Consider the following 19,277-nt stretch of genomic DNA (forward strand, 5'->3'; position numbering starts at 1 on the left):
AATGGCCCGATGCAACCAGCGAAACAAACTGAAAAACAACCCGGAGGCACTCTCGTGACTTGGATCACAAAAAGCACTCAATTTACCGTATGAGTGGATATTTATCCTACCCGTTCAACCCCCTCTGTTTGCTTGAAGGCTTTTATCTGAGTCAAATGGCTCGCCAGCGAAGCAAACTTATGACTCTGTTGTTTGTCCCAAATCACTTCATAATAGCGGCTGAGCAAGGCATGACTGCGGGTGCTATCCAAGACCTCATCCTCGGTCGACAGCAGGCACAGGGCACGGTTACGGTTCTTGCTGCGAAAATCGGTCACGCATTTGCTGGCAATATCGGCATACTCTTCCGGCCTGTCTATCTTGCCGGGCATATTTTCCTCCGGCCACAGATTGGGGTTGACCAATACCGCCTTGAGCCCGGACAGAAAAGCGATTCGCTCGGCCCAATAGGCACCCAGCCCCACACCTATGATCAATGGATGGGGGTCATCGGTGAGTTTAAGCTGTTTACTGACCTCATTCAGCAGATGCTGCATGTCGTGTCTGGGATGCTGGGTGCTGTAGCTGATGAGACGCACATCATCATCAATAAACTGTAACTGCCTGACTTTTTCATGATTACCCGGGCTGGTGGCATCAAATCCGTGAAAATACAAAATCATTTTGTTTCCTCAAGTCTCATTTCCAGTCATGGTTATACAGGTTTCAAACTAACCAAGTTAGTTTGCACCTATATTGTGCCAAATCAATTTTTTGTGGATGAAATTCTGGCCGCCAGCTCGCGGGCCCGGTCCCAGCGTACTTCATCCTGTAATGCACGCATTACCTTTACGGGGTCGGCCCTTAATGTTGCAGCCGGGAAAGGATTGCTCTCTGGCCAAGGGAAGTCCCCCAGAAGACTTCTGGCACCCTCAGGGTCATTGCATACCAATACCATGTTACAGCCGGCATCCAGTGCCGCTCTGGCCCTGGCCTGATAGTCTCCGGCTACCGCCGCCCCTTTCATGCCGAGATCGTCCGAAAAAATCACCCCGTTAAAGGCCAATTTGCCGCGCAGCTCCTGTTTGAGCCAAAAAGATGAAAAACCGGCTGGGTTAGGGTCTACTTCGGGATAAATGACATGAGCCGGCATAATGCCTTGGAGCATCTCTTTGGCGATCAGCTGTGAAAAAGGCTGCATGTCACACTCGGCAATCTCTTGGTAACTGCGCGGGTCGACCGGCTGGGCAATATGGGAATCGGCCTCGACGCTGCCGTGGCCGGGAAAATGTTTGCCCACCGCGGCCATACCGGCCTCAGTCATGCCTTCAATAAAGGCCGCTGCCAGTGCGGTGACCTGCTCGGGCCTCGAGCCGAAACTGCGAGTGCCTATCACCTGGCTGATACCATTGAGATCGAGCACAGGGGCAAAGCTTAAATCTATATCACAAGCCAAGAGCTCGACGGCCATCAGGAAGCCCAGCTCTTTGGCCCAGGTTGTCGCCAGCTCCAGCGAGCCTGCGGCTGCCGGCAATATATCGCCCATGGCTGGGATTTCGGTAAACCCCTTTCGAAAACGCTGTACCCTGCCCCCTTCATGGTCGACGGCGATCAGCAGTTCGGGACGCACACTGCGAACCGCACGGATCAGGGCTATCAGTTGCTCTCTGTCTTGGTAATTACGGCTGAAAAGGATTAGGCCACCAACGGCCGGGTGCTGTAGGACAGAGGCCTCCTCTGGTGTCAACTCGACAGAGGCAAGATCCAGCATTAAGTGACTCATAAACATCTCCAACAGGGTACCGCGCATGAAAGCGACTGAAAAAGGTACGAAATGGTGTTAGCCCCGATACAGGTATGGCTGCCAGGATAGCGCGACTAGGGTCAATCCCATTGTTAGCAAGGCTAATCCGACCATAGCTTGATAAAAATAACTAATGATATTCCAGGCCAAAAGTATGGGATACTTGCCCTATGGGCAGAGTAACTCTGGGTCAAGGTTACTCCGAAACCCGCGTATGCGCGAGCAATGCGCCTCCCAATGACTAAAATAACAACGAAACAGCAACAGGGTTAACCAAATGATTAGCGTATTCGATATGTTCAAGATAGGTATAGGGCCCTCCAGTTCCCATACCGTGGGTCCGATGAAAGCGGGCAAAATCTTTATCGAACAACTGGCTGCAGATGACTTACTTGGACAGGTCGACGAACTGCAGGCCGAGCTTTTTGGCTCTCTTGGACAAACGGGCAAGGGCCACGGTACGGGCAAGGCGGTGATCCTGGGATTGATGGGGGAAGATCCGGAAACCGTCGATACCGACAGCATAGAGACGATTCTGGCAGAGGTGGCCGACAGCCAGACACTGACACTCAGCGATGGCCGTAAGGTTAAGTTTACCCGCGAAGATGGCATCACCTACCACAGACGCAAGACACTGCCTGCACACGCCAACGCCATGACACTCTACGCCCTCAAGGGCGGAGAGTGTTTGTATCAACGCACTTACTATTCGGTCGGCGGCGGTTTTATTCTCGATGAGGATGAAATTCAGCAGCGTAACGCCTCTCCTGCGACCCCCATTGCCCAGGCTCCTTACGATTTCAATACCGCCAGCGAACTCTTGGAGCTGTGCTGCGACAATGGCCTGAGCATCTCTTCATTAATGATGGCCAATGAGCTCAGCATAGCCCCAGAGAGTGAAGTCAAAGCCAAACTGTGGCATATCTGGCAAACCATGAAGGCCTGCGTGGAGAAAGGCTATCAGAAAGAAGGTATTTTGCCCGGCGGTCTCAAGCTGCGCCGCCGCGCCCCGGCGCTGTATCGCCGCCTCAAGGCTGAGGGCCGCAACAACATAGATCCCCTCAATGCCATGGATTGGGTGGACTTGTTTGCCCTGTCGGTGAATGAGCAAAATGCCGCCGGCGATCGGGTGGTAACGGCCCCGACCAACGGCGCCGCCGGTATCATCCCCGCCGTGCTCTGCTACTACGACACCTTTGTTCAGGAAGTGGATGAAGATGTCTGTAGCCGCTTTCTATTGACGGCCGCGGCCATAGGTATTCTGTACAAGAAAAACGCCTCCATTTCCGGAGCCGAGGTTGGTTGTCAGGGCGAAGTCGGCGTGGCTTGTTCCATGGCAGCAGCCGCACTGACCGAGATCATGGGTGGTACGGTCGAGCATGTCGAAAACGCGGCGGAAATCGGTATGGAACACAATCTGGGGTTGACCTGCGATCCTGTCGGCGGCCTGGTACAGGTTCCCTGTATCGAGCGTAATGCCATGGGCGCCGTCAAGGCGATCAACGCTTCACGTATGGCGCTGCGCGGCGACGGTAATCATAAGGTTTCCCTGGATAAGGTGATCAAGACCATGATGGATACCGGCAAAGATATGCGCAGCAAGTACAAGGAAACCGCCAAAGGCGGCCTGGCGGTTAATATCGTCGAATGTTGATTGGTGCCGCCCTGCGCTGACTCAGGGGATAGCAAGAGTAGATTCGTTCACCAAAGCTCATATGAGGCGTTGCTCAGGCAACGCCTCATTACTGCCTCCCCTGTTTACAGGATTTCCTATGCCCGTAACCCTCTTTTTCTGATAGCTTGCAGACCTTAAGCACAATTTTCCCGTTCCTGTGTAACAGATGGATATTCCGCCGGCGGGTTGCGCTCAAGGTATTCAAACAAGCCCGACTGCATACTGACATTCCAAAAACGCCCCGCCAGAGACAACTTCAAAGCCGTTTGACTGAGCTCGGCCAAACCATGGCTTTGCCAACGTAAAAACAGCGGCATCAAGTGACCGACCAGACTGTCAGGCAGGAGAGAAAATGCCAGGGAGCCTGAGTCCAGAGCGCCCTTAATCGTGCCGGCAAATCCTTTGGGCACAGGCGCTGTAATATGGGCCGGTGGCCGGATCCCTAGCTTCAGCGCCTGCTGCCAGGCCGAAAGCTCACGGCCATACATGATGCCATACCCGAGAATGTTACCGCCGGCACCGGCACCAAAGGGAATGATCTCGGCGCCGGCTTTGGCCATATGGTTATAGCGGCTGCGTTCTCTGACATCTCTGCGCCAATGGTTACAGGACAAAGCTTGCCAGGCGCCAGCCTCAAGAGTCTTGGCACCATAAGCGTACATCCGCGCGCGAGTAGCACTGTCAGCACGCGGCGCTTCAGCCTCACTCTGCTGCTGGCGCTGAATACGGCTGCCACTCAAGGTTATCAGCTGATACAGATCCACTCCGTGAATGCCGCTTTCAATCACATCGGCAATATCCTGCTGCCACACCCGCTCATCTTGCAAGGGCAAGCCAAAGATAAGATCGGCAATAACAGGTGCATCATTTCGGCGGCTGAGTTGCTGTAAGCGCTCTATGACCTTTTCCCTCGAGTCCAGACGCCCTGCGGCAAGACGCACCTGGGTATCAAAGCTCTGCACCCCGAATGAAAAGCGATTAACCCCACCATTGAGTGCCGCCTGCCATTTATCGTCGCCAAAGCCGTTGAGACGCCCCTCCAGGGTGATTTCCACATCATCACTCAAGAGGAAATCAGTCAGTGAACGCAGCAGAAGTGCGATTTGGCTGGCCGTCATGTCGCTCGGCGTGCCGCCACCTATGTAGACGGCCTGGAAAGGCCTGCTTTGCACCAGTGGATTTTGGCCGGCGCGGCGCAGCTCAGCGCTCAAGGCTTCAACATAATCGGCTATTCTTTGCGGCTTGGCGCCATTTTCAAAAAAGTTACAGAAACTACAGCGTTTTCGGCAAAAAGGGATGTGCAGATAAAGAGCACGCTGGCTGCTGGTCGAGGTTTGCTGCCAAAGCTCGTGCCATTGGCCGGCATCAAGCTGAGCTTCAACTCTGACTCCGCCATGGGAATGGGGCGCACGTTTTGGGCTAAAAGCAAACTGCAAGGGGGATGGGCTGGCGATCCCCGTCATGGAGGGAGTGAAAATCATCGGAAAGTCCGTTGAACGACAGACTTAAATGATAATAAATATCATTACCATAATTTTGATTCAGATCAACAGACTGTGAAGCGGCTCCTGAAATTTACCCAAGAGCTTAGTGAGAACGTCAAAAAATCCCCAAGGTGCAATGATCGCAGTTACTTCTCCAACCTTGTAACTGCATAAAAAACCGCCCAACTTGTGGACGGTTCTGTTAAGCAGTGGTCTCAGCGCAGCGGCAGTTCGACATCGGCGAACATCTGCTCTATCAACTGCGCATCACGCAATGTAACCGCCTTTTCCACCACATCCCTTGTCAGGTGCGGCGCAAATCGTTCAATAAAGTCATACATATAACTACGCAGGAAGCTGCCCTTTCTAAAGCCTATCTTAGTGGTACTGTGAGCAAACAGATGACTGGCGTCTATAGCCACCAGATCCTTGTCAATCACTGGATCAATCGCCATGGAAGCTATTACACCCACCCCGAGACCCAATCTGACATAAGTCTTGAGCACATCGGCACTGGTGGCACTGAAGACAACTCTGGGCTCAAGCCCGGCACCATGGAAACCACGCTCAATTTCCGAGGCCTTGTCAAAACCGAACACATAAGTGACCAAGGGGAAGCGCGCCAGCTCTTCAATGCTGATCTGACTGCGGCTGGCCAGAGGGTGATCTCTGGATACCACCACAGAACGATTCCAGTGGTAACAAGGCAACATAATCAGGTCGGAATAGAGATGCATCGCCTCGGTGGCGATGGCAAAATCGGCGTCCCCGCGAGCAGCCGCTTCGCTTATCTGCGATGGCGTGCCCTGATGCATATGCAGATTTACCTTGGGATAACGTTCAATAAACTGGCGGATAATTTGCGGCAAAGCATAGCGGGCCTGAGTATCTGTGGTGGCAATATTCAGTTCCCCCTGATCCGGCTTGGTGTACTCTTCGGCCACTTTCTTGATACTTTCGACTTTACCGAGAATATCATTGGCGATTTTGATGACCTGCTCGCCGGCCGGTGTCACATGGGTCAAGTGTTTACCGCTGCGACCGAAGATCTGGATCCCCAGTTCATCTTCCAGCATGCGTACCTGCTTACTGATCCCTGGCTGAGAGGTATAAAGGTTTTCGGCGGTAGCGGAAACATTGAGGTTGTGATTGACCACTTCTGCAATATATCTGAGCTGTTGCAGTTTCATCTTTAGATCCTTGAATTCCTGCCCCATTCAGGAGCAGAATTTGAATGTTGTAATGCCGGACATCTATAATCAATGGTTATAGTATAAAGCAATAACTAAATCAAACAGGAATATAGCCACGAATGCGAACTATCTTCAGGACAGATACCTCATGCTGGACTAAGATAACTAGGCTAGTTTATTGATTTATTGTAGCATTAACAGAATTATAAAATTTACGGAAAGGCTATGGCATTTACTCTTGTACTGGTGCTGATTGGCGCGCTTCTTCTGCTGGTGATCGGCATCAATGTTATTCAGCAACAAAAAGAGCGAGCCGAGGCCGAACGTCGTACCGAGCTGGCTCGCCAACGGGCTATTTTGGACGAAACCGAAGAAGTCCTCTCCAATACCGGCATGTTCCCTTGCTCTTCACAAATGGTTTTGGTGCTCTACAAGCGTATTCAGGATGCGGCAAGAATCGCCGTTACCCTGAGCAAAGCCAATCAGAAAGGGGATTATGAGCGGAGGCTGACTGATCTTGAGGCGCTGATCAACAATCTGCAAAGCAGCGGCCCTCAAACACCGGCCATTGAAAACTTTCGCCTGCCTGACAACGATCGTCAGGTATTGGTGCTGGTACAGACCTTGAAAAAGCTCAAGGCGATTTTGCGCGCCGAGCATAACAAGGGCAAAGTCGATCCCACAGTATTTGCCGCTGAAGAAGGACGCATTGACAGCCTGCAACTCAGGATCAATGTGGAGAGCATGCTGTCACGCGCCCGCGCCGCCAGTTACATGAAACAATACGGCTCATCGAGGCAGATGGTCACCAAGGCACTCAGTACCCTGCATACCATCAAGGCACAAACTCCGAATGATCCCTTTATTGCCCGAAAAGTGGATGAAGCCAAGCAACTGCTCGATGAAATCATGGGCGCGCAAAAGATGGCTCAGCCCAGCGCCCCCAAACAGAAAAATGATGAAGATGATATCGATGTGTTGTTCCAGCCTAAGAAGAAGTGGTAAGCCGTCAACTTGAGCTTAAGCTACTACCGGTAAACTCCAACAAAAAGCACCTCTTGGGTGCTTTTTGTTGCTGCTGTCGGTTTTGCCTAGCCAAGTGAACTCTGCCAGCCAAGTAACTCATCCCCAAAGTTCTCTCAGCCAATTCTATCTCGATTAATTTATTCCGAATAATCCAGGCTGCCGATACAGCCCGTTTAGGGTCAACTTACACTTTCACAAACAATAACGCCCTGCAATTGCAGGGCGTTATTAGCTCAAGTATTCAGTTGAGCTTAGCTCTTGGCTTTCTTTTTCTTGCTGTTTTCAGCAAACCACTTGCCATCGCGATAGTGGGCGACCCAGCCGGTTGCCTTACCATCAACTTCGCTGGCCACGTACTGCTCTTTAGTCTTGCGGCTGAACTTCACCAGAGTCGGATTACCTTCATCATCTTTCACCGGCGCATCGGCCAGGAACTGATATTTGGGCCACAGCAACTCGCGGTACTCCACCAGCTCGGAGACCAGTGGTGCCCGAGTTTCACGGGATCTCGGGAACGTGCTGGCGGCCAGAAAGATACCCGAGGCACCATCACGCAAGACGAAATGAGCGTCTGACTTGCTGCACTTGAGCTCGGGCAATGGAATAGGATCTTCCTTGGGTGGCGCCACTTCGCCATTCTTGAGCAGTTTACGGGTATTCTTGCACTCGCTGTTGGTGCAGCCAAAATACTTACCGAAACGGCCGTTCTTCAGCTCCATATCGCTGCCGCAACGGTCACATTCAATGACCGGGCCTTCGTAACCCTTGAGTTTGAACTGTCCCTTCTCGACTTCATAACCCGGGCAGGCAGGATTGTTACCGCAAACATGCAACTTGCGGGTTTCATCCAACAGGTAGCTGTCCATGGCGGTGCCACAGATGCCACAGCGATGCTTGGCCCTGAGCGCCTCGGTTTCGGCATCTTCGCTCTCGCTGATCGCTTCTTCACCCGGAGTCAGGTTCAGCGTGGTCTTACAACGCTCTTTCGGGGGCAATTCGTAGCCGGAACATCCCAGGAACACGCCTGTAGTGCCTGTACGGATCCCCATGGGGCGCCCACAAGTAGGACAGGCTATGTCTGTCAGCACCATCTGGTTGGGGCGCATACCACCCTCTTCCGGTGGCAGCTCGGCATGTTGCAACTGCTTGGTGAAGTCTTTGTAGAAGCCATCAAGCACCTGTTTCCAGTCGAGTTGCCCCTGAGCAACGTTATCCAGGGTCTGCTCCATTCCGGCGGTAAAGTCATAGTTCATCAGGTTGGCAAAGTTTTCCACCAGACGTTCACTGACAATTTCCCCCATCTTTTCGGCGTAGAAACGGCGGTTTTCCACCTTCACATAGCCCCGATCCTGGATGGTGGAAATAATAGTGGCATAAGTGGAAGGGCGACCTATGCCGCGCTTTTCCAATTCTTTAACCAGAGAGGCTTCGCTGTAGCGCGCCGGTGGCTTGGTAAAGTGCTGTTTGGGATCCAGTTGTTTCAGATCCAGTTTATCGCCCTCCGCCAGATATGGCAGGGTGACTTCATCTTCATTCTTGCGTTTGACCGCAGATTGTACCCGGGTCCAACCATCGAATTTCAGGGTGCGACCACTGGCCTTCAGCTCAAACTCACCGGCCTTGACCGTGAGTCGGGTGGCATCATATTGAGCCGGAGTCATCTGACAGGCAACAAACTGGCGCCAAATAAGCTCATAGAGCCGCTGAGCGTCACGCTCCATGTCGGTCAGTGACGCAGCGTTTACAGAGACATCTGAAGGTCGAATCGCTTCGTGAGCCTCTTGCGCGCCCTCTTTGCTGCCATAACGAATAGGCGCATCCGGCAGGTACTTGTCGCCGAACTCTTTGGCAATCATGGCTCTGACGTTATCCAGCGCTTCCTGGCTCAGATTGGTAGAGTCGGTACGCATATAAGTGATATGACCCGCCTCATAGAGACGCTGGGCCATCATCATGGTCTTCTTCACCCCAAAACCGAGACGGGTACTGGCGGCCTGCTGCAGTGTTGAGGTAATAAAGGGAGCGCTGGGCTTGCTTTGAGTGGCCTTGTCTTCGCGGCCGATCACCTCATAACTGGCCGATTGCAGTGCTGCCACAGCAGCCAGCGCCTGGGCTTGATTGACCGGCTCAAATGCCTTGCCGTTTTGCTTGACCACTTGCATGGTCAGAGCATCATCGGTAGCGGTCGCCAACTGGGCGTGCAGATCCCAGAACTCTTCAGGCACGAAGGCTTTAATTTCGGCTTCCCGCTCAACCACCAAACGCACGGCTACCGACTGAACCCGTCCGGCAGAGAGGCCTCTGGCAACCTTTTTCCACAGCAGCGGCGAAACCATAAAGCCCACTACCCGATCGAGGAAACGTCGAGCCTGCTGAGCATTGACCATATTGTTGTCGAGATCGCTGGGTTTGCTGAAGGCATCCTGGATGGCACTCTTGGTGATCTCGTTGAACACCACCCGCTTATAACGGGAATTGTCGCCGCCTATCACCTGCTGCAGATGCCAGGCAATCGCTTCCCCTTCTCTATCCAAATCCGTCGCGAGATAGATTTCATCGGCGGAATCGGCCAGCGCTTGCAGTTCTTTTACCACCTTCTCCTTACCAGGCAGAATTTGGTAGTTGGCTTTCCAGCCGTGCTCAGGATCAACCCCCATACGGGCAACCAGAGCCTTTTTCTCTTTCACCTTCTTGTACTTGGCCTTTTCTTCAGGCGACATCTTACGCACTTCGGCTGCGCTTTTTGCCTTGCCGTTGGCGTCGGCGGAGGAGGAAGTCGGCAAGTCACGTATGTGACCCACACTCGACTTAACGATGAATTCTTTACCAAGATATTTGTTGATAGTCTTGGCTTTGGCCGGCGATTCGACAATAACTAGCGATTTACCCATAGTGTGATTTGCGCCAAACGATCTCAGAACGGTGAAAATTGGCACCATATATAGAGGGTTGTCCTCGGACTTTCAAGTTAATCCCTCTTTTATGTGTACCGGCGACTCAATTTTTAAGCAGGGTTAAAAATTTGTACAAAATAATATTGCGTAATTAAAAACTAATATTTCATTATTTCACTGCAAGCAAGTAATAGTTATGCATTTGTGATGAAAAAGCACTTTTGCCACCCTGTGGGGCGACTTGTTAAGCCTAGGAGCTCAAGTATACTGGGGCCAGTCCAGGGCCTGGATTGGGCCCCTATAACAACCTCAAATACCCCAAAAGGACAAGCAATGAAGCATTTTGAAGCGAATTTTGACGGATTGGTGGGACCCACCCACAACTATGCTGGCCTGTCGTTCGGCAATGTCGCCTCCCTGAACAATGCTGCCCAGGCAGCCAACCCCAAGGCTGCGGCCAAGCAGGGATTACAAAAAGCCAAGGCACTGGCCGACATGGGGATGATCCAGGGCATGCTGGCACCGCAAGAACGCCCCGATCTGCATACGCTGCGAAGGATAGGTTTTAGCGGTACCGATAAAGAAGTACTGCAGAAGGCCGCCGAGCAGGCACCGGCGGTTCTGAGAGCCTGTTGCAGCGCCTCCAGCATGTGGACCGCCAATGCAGCAACCGTATCCCCAAGCGCCGATACCCATGATGGCCGAGTGCACTTTACCCCGGCCAACCTGGTGGATAAATTGCATCGCTCAATCGAGCCGCAAACCACAGGCAACATTCTCAAGGCCATTTTCAGCGACAGTCGCTATTTTGTACACCACCAACACCTGCCGGAACACAGCAGTTTTGGTGATGAAGGCGCAGCCAACCACACCCGCCTGTGTCAGGAATATGGTCATGCCGGAGTCGAAGTCTTTGTTTACGGCCAGGAAGCTACCAACCCTCAGGCCATAAAGCCGAAGAAGTTTCCCGCCAGACAAACGCTGGAAGCCTCAAAGGCTATCGCCCGTTTACATCGTCTCGATGAAGACAATACTGTCTTTATTCAACAAAATCCTGAGGTGATAGATCAAGGCGTATTCCACAATGATGTGATTGCTGTCGGTAACCGCAATGTGCTTTTTCATCACGAGCAAGCCTTTGTCGATACCAAGGCCAAGCTGGCCGAGATCCGGGCCAAGCTGGAAGGTGATATCCATTTCATTGAAGTACCGACCGCCAAAGTCAGTATTCAGGATGCGGTAAAATCCTACCTGTTCAACACTCAACTTTTGAGTATGAGTGATGGCAAGATGGTCATCATAGCGCCAACCGATTGTGCAGAGAACCCTGCGGTAAAAGCCTACCTCGATGAACTGCTGACTCTGGATACTCCGATTCAGAAAGTTGAATACTTTGATGTTAAACAAAGCATGCAAAACGGTGGTGGCCCGGCTTGCCTTCGCCTGAGGGTCGCCATGAATGATGCCGAGTTGGCAGCCATCAATCAGCATGTACTGCTCGACGATAGCCTGTTTACTCGCCTCAACGCCTGGGTGGACAAACACTACCGCGACCGCTTGTTACCCGCAGACTTGGCCGACCCACAATTGATAGTCGAGTCTCGCACCGCACTGGATGAACTGACCCAGATAATGAAGCTCGGTAGTGTCTATCAGTTTCAGAGATAGGCAACTTCTTAATGAAAAGACCACTCAAATGAGTGGTCTTTTTGTAGATAGCGCGTATTTCAAGTCGTTATAGACCAATCGATATGTACAAACACTCTTGATAAAAAAGGCGCCGATGGCGCCTTTTGGGTCACTTGATTTTATCAATAAATATTGACCTTCAAGTTAACGACTTCGGTTTCTGCACCACCAGGAGTTTTGACCTTAACAATGAAGGAACCTGAATCTGGTTCATCTGCACCCTTCAAGGTTACGCTGAATTGACGGCCACCGTTGTGATTGGAGCTGGGCCAAGTATAGCTTCCTGAGCTGGCTACCGAACCGGCAGATGTCGTAAAGGTCACCACACTTCCGGATGGCATTTGCTGATTATGCAGGTCAGAAATAGTGAACTGGACTGTCGCACTCGATTTACCGTTGATATCAATGTCACCTCCCAGATTATCGCCGTCACGATCAATAATGCGGATGTCGGCTGGGTCGGTAGCATAAGCCGTGCTGCCAGACATTACCATCACCAAGCTGGAACGAACGTTGATGGATTGAGAATGACTAATGCCATCGGCACAAGCGTCATGGGCAGGGATAGAGCACAATACACCATTGTATTTGCCATCGGCCGAGTCAAATACGCCATCGCTGTCGAAGTCGATCAGTTCCTCATTCTCACCGCCAATTTCACCACCGGCTTGCTGAGGATTGAACAATCCATCTTCATTGTGATCAACAAAGGCCTCTGCCAGATCATAAGGTTGGCCACTGACATCAGTACCTTGAAATGCAGCGACTTCAGATGCGTCAAAACGGCCGTTACCATTGGTATCCGGGAAAGACTCCTCACCGTTGGCTGTAGCTGTGATGGTTGCGCGGCCACCATACTTTTGGCCATAGAAGTTGCCACCGGTTGCAGAAAGCTCCGCAATGGGGTTACGGGAGCCGCTGTTATCGACCAGTAATTGGCCTTCAGGGCGAGCGTTCTGGCTGGTCCAAGTCACTGAGCAAACACCACCTGTGGTGGTACACGAAGGAGTAATTGCGCCCCCCTCTGTTGTAAAGTAAACCGCCGTGCCGTCCGGAACCGGGTTATTGAAAGCATCGGCCAGACGAGCAGTTACTTTCACTGCCGTGCCATCTACATCCCATCCCTCGGCATTGAGGGTTTCAGCCGAAAGCGAGAAGGAGTCCTGATCCGGTTTACCGGTAGAGATAACCAAGACACTGGACTGACTGGAGATCAGCGGAGAGGTCCCATCTATGTCAGCCGTCACCCGAACGGTAGTTGCTACCGTGCCCGAATTTACAACTGTCTGTACTATCCCTTCGTTATTGGTTGTCGCCGTTGCCGGGTTGAGACTCAAACCACCTACATCGGTATTAAGGCTGAAACTGACAGCCTTGTTGGCAACAGCATTACCATTGGTATCCAACACCTTAAAGCGAATAATAGAGGACTCATCCGAACCTGTACCCTTGATACCGATATTCTCAGGGGAAGCATCAACAAACACTATGCTTCCGGCGTCGGCTGCCAATATTTTCACAACCCCGGTAGCAGACAGGTTTTTGCCACCAACATCGGCAGAAACCGTGATGTTATCGTCACCGACACATCCTTTGGCCAGATAAGTACTGGTCGCCAGGCCATTAATGGCCGTTACAGGGCTACTAATTACGGCTTCAGGAGAAGTCTTTTTGGAACAGGTTGATGAAAAACTCACATCGACAGGTTCAGTAAACAGCTTACCTTGGCTATCTTGCAACATTACCGAAATCGTAGCGGTACCCCCCGCCGATAGAGTCGCTGCACTCACTGCTGCTTTTCCGGAAACAAAAGGATCACCACTCCCCATCTGTACATCTGAAGCACCGATCACAAAGACATGCTCAGCCTTTTCACCGGTTGCCAACGAGGCGGTGGCAGAACTGGCGCCTGGAGTACTTCCTGCATAAATACTGACGCTGGCCTTACCGTTGGCATCCGTAATCGCAGTTTTTATCGGGAGATCGCCCAAAGAGGCATCGAATGTCACTATGGCCGGTTTTGACAGGCCGGTTACTGTGGCAACAAGAATACCGGGAGATGTGCTGGTAATGCTGTCTGTCGTATTACCATCAACGTCAGTAAGAGTTAAGGTGACTTGCGCGCCACCTCCGGCTTGACCGCCATCACCTTTCATAGTGAAACCGACCGAGGCAGACTCTCCTGAGCTGATTGCAGCGCTAACAGTACCGGCACCGGCAATGTTGGACGTTGCCAGCGAAATCACGGCTTTGCCATCTGCATCAGTCAGGGCTGTGCCTATGGCTGGGTTGAAGGTGCCCAGGTTTTCGTTACTTAGGGTAAAAGTCACCAGTTGCCCCGCCAACGCTCCCGTTAAGCTATTGCTGACAGTCGCAGTTAAGGTCGCAGGGTTTTCTGCGGAAATATTGGGATCTGAAATATTCAGAGTGACGGTTGTTGTTCCCGTTGGCGGCGTCGAGCCATCCCCGGTATCTGAAATACTGCCCCCACCGCCACAGGCAAATAAAAGAAAACTACATAATAAAGTGAAGCAAAACTTAAACGCTGACCTCATTGTCAGACTCCCTGTTACTCAATAAATACGAACAATCTGCTTGTGTATTACTTATAGAGCAACATTACACAATTTTCCTTAAACATTTCCAGCACAAATGCGCTATATGACTCATTATTTGCCAAAAACTTTAACTCACGTATCATTTCCTCGGGAGAGCTTTCTTGCTAGGCTTTAGTGCGCCAAATAACAAAAGTACAAGAATTAAACAGGAAGATTTATGGCATTCACTCCAACCAAGAAAATAGGCCTGACCGGCAAGATCCTTATCGGGATGGCGGCCGGTATTTTATTCGGCCTTCTTCTGAGACATTTTTTCCCCGATGGTGACCTGAACTCAGAACAAGTTCGGCAAGACCCCTACTTCATCTTTGTTGAGGATTACATCACCGAAGGTTTTCTCAACGTCGTCGGTACCATCTTTATCTCCAGCTTGAAAATGCTGGTGGTGCCACTGGTATTTATCTCTCTCGTCTGCGGTACCAGCTCACTCAGTGAGCCTTCAAAACTGGGACGCCTTGGGGGTAAAACCTTGGCTTTCTATCTGTTTACCACAGCCGTTGCCCTGACACTGTCGATTATGGCGGCGGTATTGCTGCATCCTGGACATAGCAGTATGCCTACTGCAGGTAACAGCTTTGAGGCCAAAGATGCCCCCAGCCTGGCAGAAGTGTTAATCAACATAGTGCCCACCAATCCGATGCAGGCAATGAGTGAAGGCAATATGCTGCAGATCATCATCTTTGCCGTGATCTTTGGTTTCGCCATCTCTCATGTGGGTGACAAGGGCAAGCGGGTTGCCGCCCTGTTTGAGGACCTCAATGAGGTAATCATGAAGGTGGTAACCCTGATCATGCATCTGGCCCCCTATGGCGTATTTGCCCTTATGGGTAAACTGGCATTGACGCTCGGTATGGAGACCTTCAGCAGCGTAGTCGCTTACTTCTTTGTGGTACTGGGCGTACTGCTGGTGCATGCCTTTGTCACCTACCCAGTGCTGCTCAATCTGCTTTCAGGGCTGAATCCCCTCACCTTTATCCGTAAAATGCGCGACGTGCAGCTATTTGCCTTCAGTACCGCCAGTTCCAACGCTACCCTGCCGGTCACTATAGAAACGGCCGAGCATCGCCTGGGCGTAGATAATAAGATAGCCTCGTTCACCTTACCCTTGGGCGCGACCATCAACATGGACGGCACCGCCATCATGCAGGGTGTGGCGACTGTGTTTATCGCTCAGGTTTACGGTATCGACCTGACGATTACCGACTATATCACTGTGGTTGTCACGGCCACCCTGGCCTCTATCGGTACAGCCGGGGTACCCGGAGTGGGTCTGGTGATGCTGGCCATGGTGCTTAATCAAGTGGGCCTGCCGGTAGATGGTATAGCACTGATTATCGGCGTAGATAGATTGCTGGATATGGTGCGCACCGCGGTTAACGTCACAGGTGATACAGTCGCAACCGTGGTGATTGCCAAGTCGGAAAATGAGTTCAATGAAGAGACCTTCAATGACCCTAAAGCCGGCAAAAACAATGTCAGCTTTCACAAGGAACACCACACTCCCATGTAAGGGATAATCCGGATTTGGGTATCAAAGCCAAGTTAGCCCTTGCTGCTTGGCTTTCAGATACCAAAAACAAAAAGAGTGGAAATACAAAGAGGGCGCTCATTTGAGCGCCCTCTTCTTTTAATCTACTTGTCTTTTAATCTACTTGTGGAAACGAGCTTAACGCTCCCAGTAGGCTTCTTCCAGGCTGTCTTCCCGCTCAGGCAAACCTCTGGAGAGGCGAGGGCTGTGCTGCGCCAGCACTTCATAAGCCACCCGGTTGGCGTACTTACAGATTTGCGAGAATGAGGAGTAACACAAACCATCGCGTTTATGCTTGCTGGAGCCCGGCACGTTGGTCTTATGGAAAGTATTGGCCGCCAAGTCATGCAAGAGGGCAGACAGGGCACCATCACCGGCGCCATTGGTATTGTGAATTTTCTCCGGCCCGCCCATGTAAGGCGAAATATGGGCATACACCTTGATGGGCTTGTCACAGTCTTTTTTCAGTTTCGGGCGGGAGAACTCATAACGGTTGAACTCAGGAATAGCACCGGGAAGCAGAGTATGAGCCGTCTCGCGTTTCTCGGCATCGTTGGTATAACCGGCGGTGTAAAGTCCCGAAGCACCCGCTGTGGTCAGTACCATGTCACACCATTCAAGTGCCGCTTCACTGGCCAGCAAAGGATCGGCAAATCCGGTCAGCGCCTCACCTTCATCTTCATTCATCGCCAGCACAGTAACGTGCTGGCGAATAAACTCCTGCCACCACTTGGGATCTTCGGCAATCAGGAAGCGGGTTCCCAAGGTCAGTACTACCGGCACTTCGGCTTCCTGGGCGTAGCGAATGGCGGTCAACGCCGCTTCACCAATCTGATCGCCATCGCTGGCTCGCATCAGGTAGGCAGTCAACACCAAAGCAGAACTGCCCTGAATCACTTCTTTATCGATAAACTCAGGGCTTAACTTGTCCATTGAGCCTTTGCTGATGGCAAAAGTGCGCTCACCGCCATCGGAGATCAGGGTAAAACAGCGACCTATAGGGCCTTCAACCGGTTGCAGGTAGTTAAGATCTACCTTGGACGAGGTGTTGCAGAGATAGCGGTAGGCATAACTGCCTACTTCAATATTCTTGCTCATCACGCCAAAGAGCACAGATCTGTCATCGGCGAGAATTGAGTAATTGTGAATGGTATTGCCGATAGTACCGCCGGCAAACTCATCGCTGACCAACTCACGGCTTTTGAGCTCATGATACAACTGGTGGGCACTGGCATCATCAATCAGAGTCGAGTTGCCTTTGGGTAAGCCGTAACGCTGCAGCAGTTCATCTTCGACCTTGGCTTCGATATCCACCAGAGTTTGATCTATACCTGAAATCCAGGTACTGAAAGGTTGCGGCTGTTGAGTCAACTGCGCCAGCAGAGGATCACGGGTTTTGACCGGGAAATAGTGTTTGGATTTACGCTGACCGGGAAATTTCATATTGGGCTCTCGTTGTCTTCGTCCCTGAGTAGCTGCACTGCTTGAGTACAGACTTTCCTGATAATGATCTTAGGCCAGGCTGACTGGGCTGCCAGCGACCACACCGAATGGCGGCAGATTCTATCACAAATCCACCGCCGCACCAGTGCGCGCTCGCCGGCTTAATGCCAGTTTTCAGTGTGAAACTTCACCAAATCAGCAAGAAAACGCATATGAGCCGATTGTGCATTGAGACAAGGGATAAATTGATATTGTTTCCCACCGGCTTCAAGGAAGCTCTCGCGGCCTCCTTGGGCTATCTCTTCCAGTGTTTCCAGACAGTCGGCGGCGAAGGCGGGACTCATGATATCGACCGCTGTGATTCCCTGCCCCGGCAAAGATTCGAGCAGCTCATCGGTATAAGGGGTTAACCAAGGCTCTTTGCCGAAACGGGATTGAAAGCACAGCTGCCATTCGCCTTCACCCAGGCCAAGTTCGGCGGCCAGCAACTTGGCCGTGGTTTCGCATTGACTGCGATAAGGATCGCCCTCCTTGATGTAGCGCTCAGGCACCCCATGAAACGACATAAGCAGCCTTTGTCCCCGCCCTTCTCGCTGCCAATGGCTACGGACGCTGCCTGCCAGGGCCTGAATATAACCTGGCTTGTCGTGGTAATCCCGCACAAACCTCAGCTCAGGTAGATTACGCTCCAGTTTCAGTGCAGCGGCAACACCATCAAACACACTGGCCACAGTGGAGCAGGAATATTGAGGATAGAGAGGCAACACCAGCACCCTGTCCACACCGGCATTTTTCAGCGCCGTCAGGCCATCATTCAAGGACGGGCTGCCATAGCTCATACCCAGCTCCACAGGAATATGGCAGCCAGTTTGCTCCCGAAGCAATTCCGCCAGCGCTTGTCTCTGCTGTTTACTGACCACCATTAATGGCGAGCCTTCTGCTTGCCAGATAGACTGATACAACTTGGCGACTTTGCCCGGGCGGGTATTGAGAATAATCCCTTGCAACAGGGGTTGCCACAGCCAGGGAGACAGATCCACCACACGTTGATCACTGAGGAACTGCTTCAAAAAAGCACGTACCGCCGCTTTGGTTGGCGCAGAGGGAGTTCCCAGGTTAACTAAAAGCACACCGAATGGAGGACGGGTATCCTGCACTGTATTATTCCTGTTCCGAGATAGATGGCGCCAAGTTAACATCGCTAAAACCATAAAAAAAGCCCGCAGCAGCGGGCTTTTTTCGATTATGAGAACCGGTTCTGATAATTAATCAGCCCAGTGCCTTCACAATGGCTTCGCTGACGGAAGCAACGCTCTGGGTACCATCGAATTTGCTGTACTTGGTATCACCCTTGGCAGCCATGGCACCATAGTAATCCACCAGAGGTTTGGTTTGTTCGTGGTAGATGCCAAGGCGCTTACGTACTGTGCTCTCTTCATCATCGGGACGGATAACCAGCTCTTCACCAGTGACGTCATCCTTGCCTTCTTCTTTAGGCGGATTAAAGACTACATGGTAAACCCGGCCAGAACCGGGGTGCACCCGACGACCGCTCATACGCTTGACGATTTCTTCGTCCGGCACATCGATCTCAATCACATGATCGACATGGATACCGTTGGCCACCATGGCATCAGCCTGTGGAATGGTGCGCGGGAAACCGTCCAGCAGGAAACCCTTGGCGCAATCGTCCTGAGTAATGCGCTCTTTGACCAGACCTATGATCAGCTCATCTGAAACCAATTGTCCGGCGTCCATCACCTTCTTGGCTTCCAGTCCCAAAGGCGTACCGGCCTTGACGGCAGCACGCAGCATATCGCCGGTTGAGATCTGTGGAATGCCATACTTTTCCATGATGAACTGAGCCTGGGTACCTTTACCGGCACCAGGGGCGCCCAATAGGATAATGCGCATATCAAGAGTCCTCTTTTCGCATTGATATTC

General features: G+C 51.8%; 13 protein-coding genes. 4 read left to right on the forward strand and 9 right to left on the reverse strand.

What is annotated here, in order from left to right; genetic code table 11:
* Nucleotides 1-101 precede the first annotated feature (101 nt).
* Nucleotides 102-662: an alpha/beta hydrolase YcfP gene (ycfP, locus tag ACWAU4_RS14155; protein WP_028780489.1), complete on the reverse strand. Its 561-nt coding sequence runs from the start codon at nucleotides 660-662 to the stop codon at nucleotides 102-104.
* An 83-nt stretch (nucleotides 663-745) separates the two neighbouring features.
* Nucleotides 746-1,762 carry a beta-N-acetylhexosaminidase gene (gene nagZ, locus ACWAU4_RS14160; protein WP_129978589.1) on the reverse strand — a complete coding sequence of 339 codons (1,017 nt, stop codon included), beginning with the start codon at nucleotides 1,760-1,762 and terminating at the stop codon, nucleotides 746-748.
* A 298-nt stretch (nucleotides 1,763-2,060) separates the two neighbouring features.
* On the opposite strand from nagZ, the gene ACWAU4_RS14165 reads away from it, so the two are divergent.
* On the forward strand, nucleotides 2,061-3,437 hold the full coding sequence (locus tag ACWAU4_RS14165) for an L-serine ammonia-lyase (protein ID WP_025888736.1): 1,377 nt from the start codon (nucleotides 2,061-2,063) through the stop codon (nucleotides 3,435-3,437).
* A gap of 155 nt (nucleotides 3,438-3,592) precedes the next feature.
* Here the strand turns inward: ACWAU4_RS14165 and hutW are convergent, their stop codons facing one another.
* Together hutW and cysB are read right to left on the reverse strand one after the other, a co-directional pair.
* Complete coding sequence (gene hutW / locus ACWAU4_RS14170) at nucleotides 3,593-4,939, reverse strand: heme anaerobic degradation radical SAM methyltransferase ChuW/HutW (RefSeq protein WP_208124889.1); 1,347 nt, start codon at nucleotides 4,937-4,939, stop codon at nucleotides 3,593-3,595.
* Between the two features lie 218 nt (nucleotides 4,940-5,157).
* The gene (cysB, locus tag ACWAU4_RS14175; protein WP_208124890.1) at nucleotides 5,158-6,132 is read right to left on the reverse strand and encodes an HTH-type transcriptional regulator CysB; all 975 of its coding nucleotides are present in this window, start codon (nucleotides 6,130-6,132) and stop codon (nucleotides 5,158-5,160) included.
* A gap of 228 nt (nucleotides 6,133-6,360) precedes the next feature.
* Here cysB and ACWAU4_RS14180 point away from each other — a divergent pair, with 228 nt between their 5' ends.
* Nucleotides 6,361-7,140 (forward strand): hypothetical protein, encoded by a 780-nt coding sequence (locus ACWAU4_RS14180; RefSeq protein WP_025011035.1) that lies wholly within the window; start codon nucleotides 6,361-6,363, stop codon nucleotides 7,138-7,140.
* A 272-nt stretch (nucleotides 7,141-7,412) separates the two neighbouring features.
* On the opposite strand, the gene topA is transcribed toward ACWAU4_RS14180, so the two are convergent.
* Complete coding sequence (topA, locus tag ACWAU4_RS14185) at nucleotides 7,413-10,052, reverse strand: type I DNA topoisomerase (RefSeq protein ID WP_454290304.1); 2,640 nt, start codon at nucleotides 10,050-10,052, stop codon at nucleotides 7,413-7,415.
* 336 nt (nucleotides 10,053-10,388) lie between these two features.
* On the opposite strand from topA, the gene astB reads away from it, so the two are divergent.
* On the forward strand, nucleotides 10,389-11,723 hold the full coding sequence (astB, locus tag ACWAU4_RS14190; RefSeq protein ID WP_115390165.1) for an N-succinylarginine dihydrolase: 1,335 nt from the start codon (nucleotides 10,389-10,391) through the stop codon (nucleotides 11,721-11,723).
* A gap of 143 nt (nucleotides 11,724-11,866) precedes the next feature.
* Here the strand turns inward: astB and ACWAU4_RS14195 are convergent, their stop codons facing one another.
* Nucleotides 11,867-14,299, reverse strand: coding sequence for an Ig-like domain-containing protein (locus tag ACWAU4_RS14195; protein WP_208124891.1), 2,433 nt, complete (start codon nucleotides 14,297-14,299; stop codon nucleotides 11,867-11,869).
* 220 nt (nucleotides 14,300-14,519) lie between these two features.
* Here ACWAU4_RS14195 and ACWAU4_RS14200 point away from each other — a divergent pair, with 220 nt between their 5' ends.
* The gene (locus ACWAU4_RS14200; protein WP_028781266.1) at nucleotides 14,520-15,872 is read left to right on the forward strand and encodes a dicarboxylate/amino acid:cation symporter; all 1,353 of its coding nucleotides are present in this window, start codon (nucleotides 14,520-14,522) and stop codon (nucleotides 15,870-15,872) included.
* Between the two features lie 156 nt (nucleotides 15,873-16,028).
* Here the strand turns inward: ACWAU4_RS14200 and ACWAU4_RS14205 are convergent, their stop codons facing one another.
* From ACWAU4_RS14205 to adk, 3 genes are all read right to left on the reverse strand, one after another.
* Nucleotides 16,029-17,333, reverse strand: coding sequence for an inosine/guanosine kinase (locus ACWAU4_RS14205; protein ID WP_025011037.1), 1,305 nt, complete (start codon nucleotides 17,331-17,333; stop codon nucleotides 16,029-16,031).
* A 161-nt stretch (nucleotides 17,334-17,494) separates the two neighbouring features.
* Nucleotides 17,495-18,532: a ferrochelatase gene (gene hemH, locus ACWAU4_RS14210; protein ID WP_071239195.1), complete on the reverse strand. Its 1,038-nt coding sequence runs from the start codon at nucleotides 18,530-18,532 to the stop codon at nucleotides 17,495-17,497.
* A 70-nt stretch (nucleotides 18,533-18,602) separates the two neighbouring features.
* A complete protein-coding gene (gene adk, locus ACWAU4_RS14215) occupies nucleotides 18,603-19,247 on the reverse strand; it encodes an adenylate kinase (RefSeq protein ID WP_025888745.1) in 645 nt (214 codons plus the stop codon).
* Between the last annotated feature and the right edge of the window lie 30 nt (nucleotides 19,248-19,277).

Source organism: Shewanella sp. FeAMO (assembly GCF_053653955.1).

Coding starts and splice junctions, on each gene's coding strand:
- ycfP (WP_028780489.1), bottom strand. CDS start 662: ATGATTTTGTATTTTCACGGATTTGATGCCACCAGCCCGGGTAATCAT.
- nagZ (WP_129978589.1), bottom strand. CDS start 1,762: ATGAGTCACTTAATGCTGGATCTTGCCTCTGTCGAGTTGACACCAGAG.
- ACWAU4_RS14165 (WP_025888736.1), top strand. CDS start 2,061: ATGATTAGCGTATTCGATATGTTCAAGATAGGTATAGGGCCCTCCAGT.
- hutW (WP_208124889.1), bottom strand. CDS start 4,939: ATGATTTTCACTCCCTCCATGACGGGGATCGCCAGCCCATCCCCCTTG.
- cysB (WP_208124890.1), bottom strand. CDS start 6,132: ATGAAACTGCAACAGCTCAGATATATTGCAGAAGTGGTCAATCACAAC.
- ACWAU4_RS14180 (WP_025011035.1), top strand. CDS start 6,361: ATGGCATTTACTCTTGTACTGGTGCTGATTGGCGCGCTTCTTCTGCTG.
- topA (WP_454290304.1), bottom strand. CDS start 10,052: ATGGGTAAATCGCTAGTTATTGTCGAATCGCCGGCCAAAGCCAAGACT.
- astB (WP_115390165.1), top strand. CDS start 10,389: ATGAAGCATTTTGAAGCGAATTTTGACGGATTGGTGGGACCCACCCAC.
- ACWAU4_RS14195 (WP_208124891.1), bottom strand. CDS start 14,299: ATGAGGTCAGCGTTTAAGTTTTGCTTCACTTTATTATGTAGTTTTCTT.
- ACWAU4_RS14200 (WP_028781266.1), top strand. CDS start 14,520: ATGGCATTCACTCCAACCAAGAAAATAGGCCTGACCGGCAAGATCCTT.
- ACWAU4_RS14205 (WP_025011037.1), bottom strand. CDS start 17,333: ATGAAATTTCCCGGTCAGCGTAAATCCAAACACTATTTCCCGGTCAAA.
- hemH (WP_071239195.1), bottom strand. CDS start 18,532: ATGTTAACTTGGCGCCATCTATCTCGGAACAGGAATAATACAGTGCAG.
- adk (WP_025888745.1), bottom strand. CDS start 19,247: ATGCGCATTATCCTATTGGGCGCCCCTGGTGCCGGTAAAGGTACCCAG.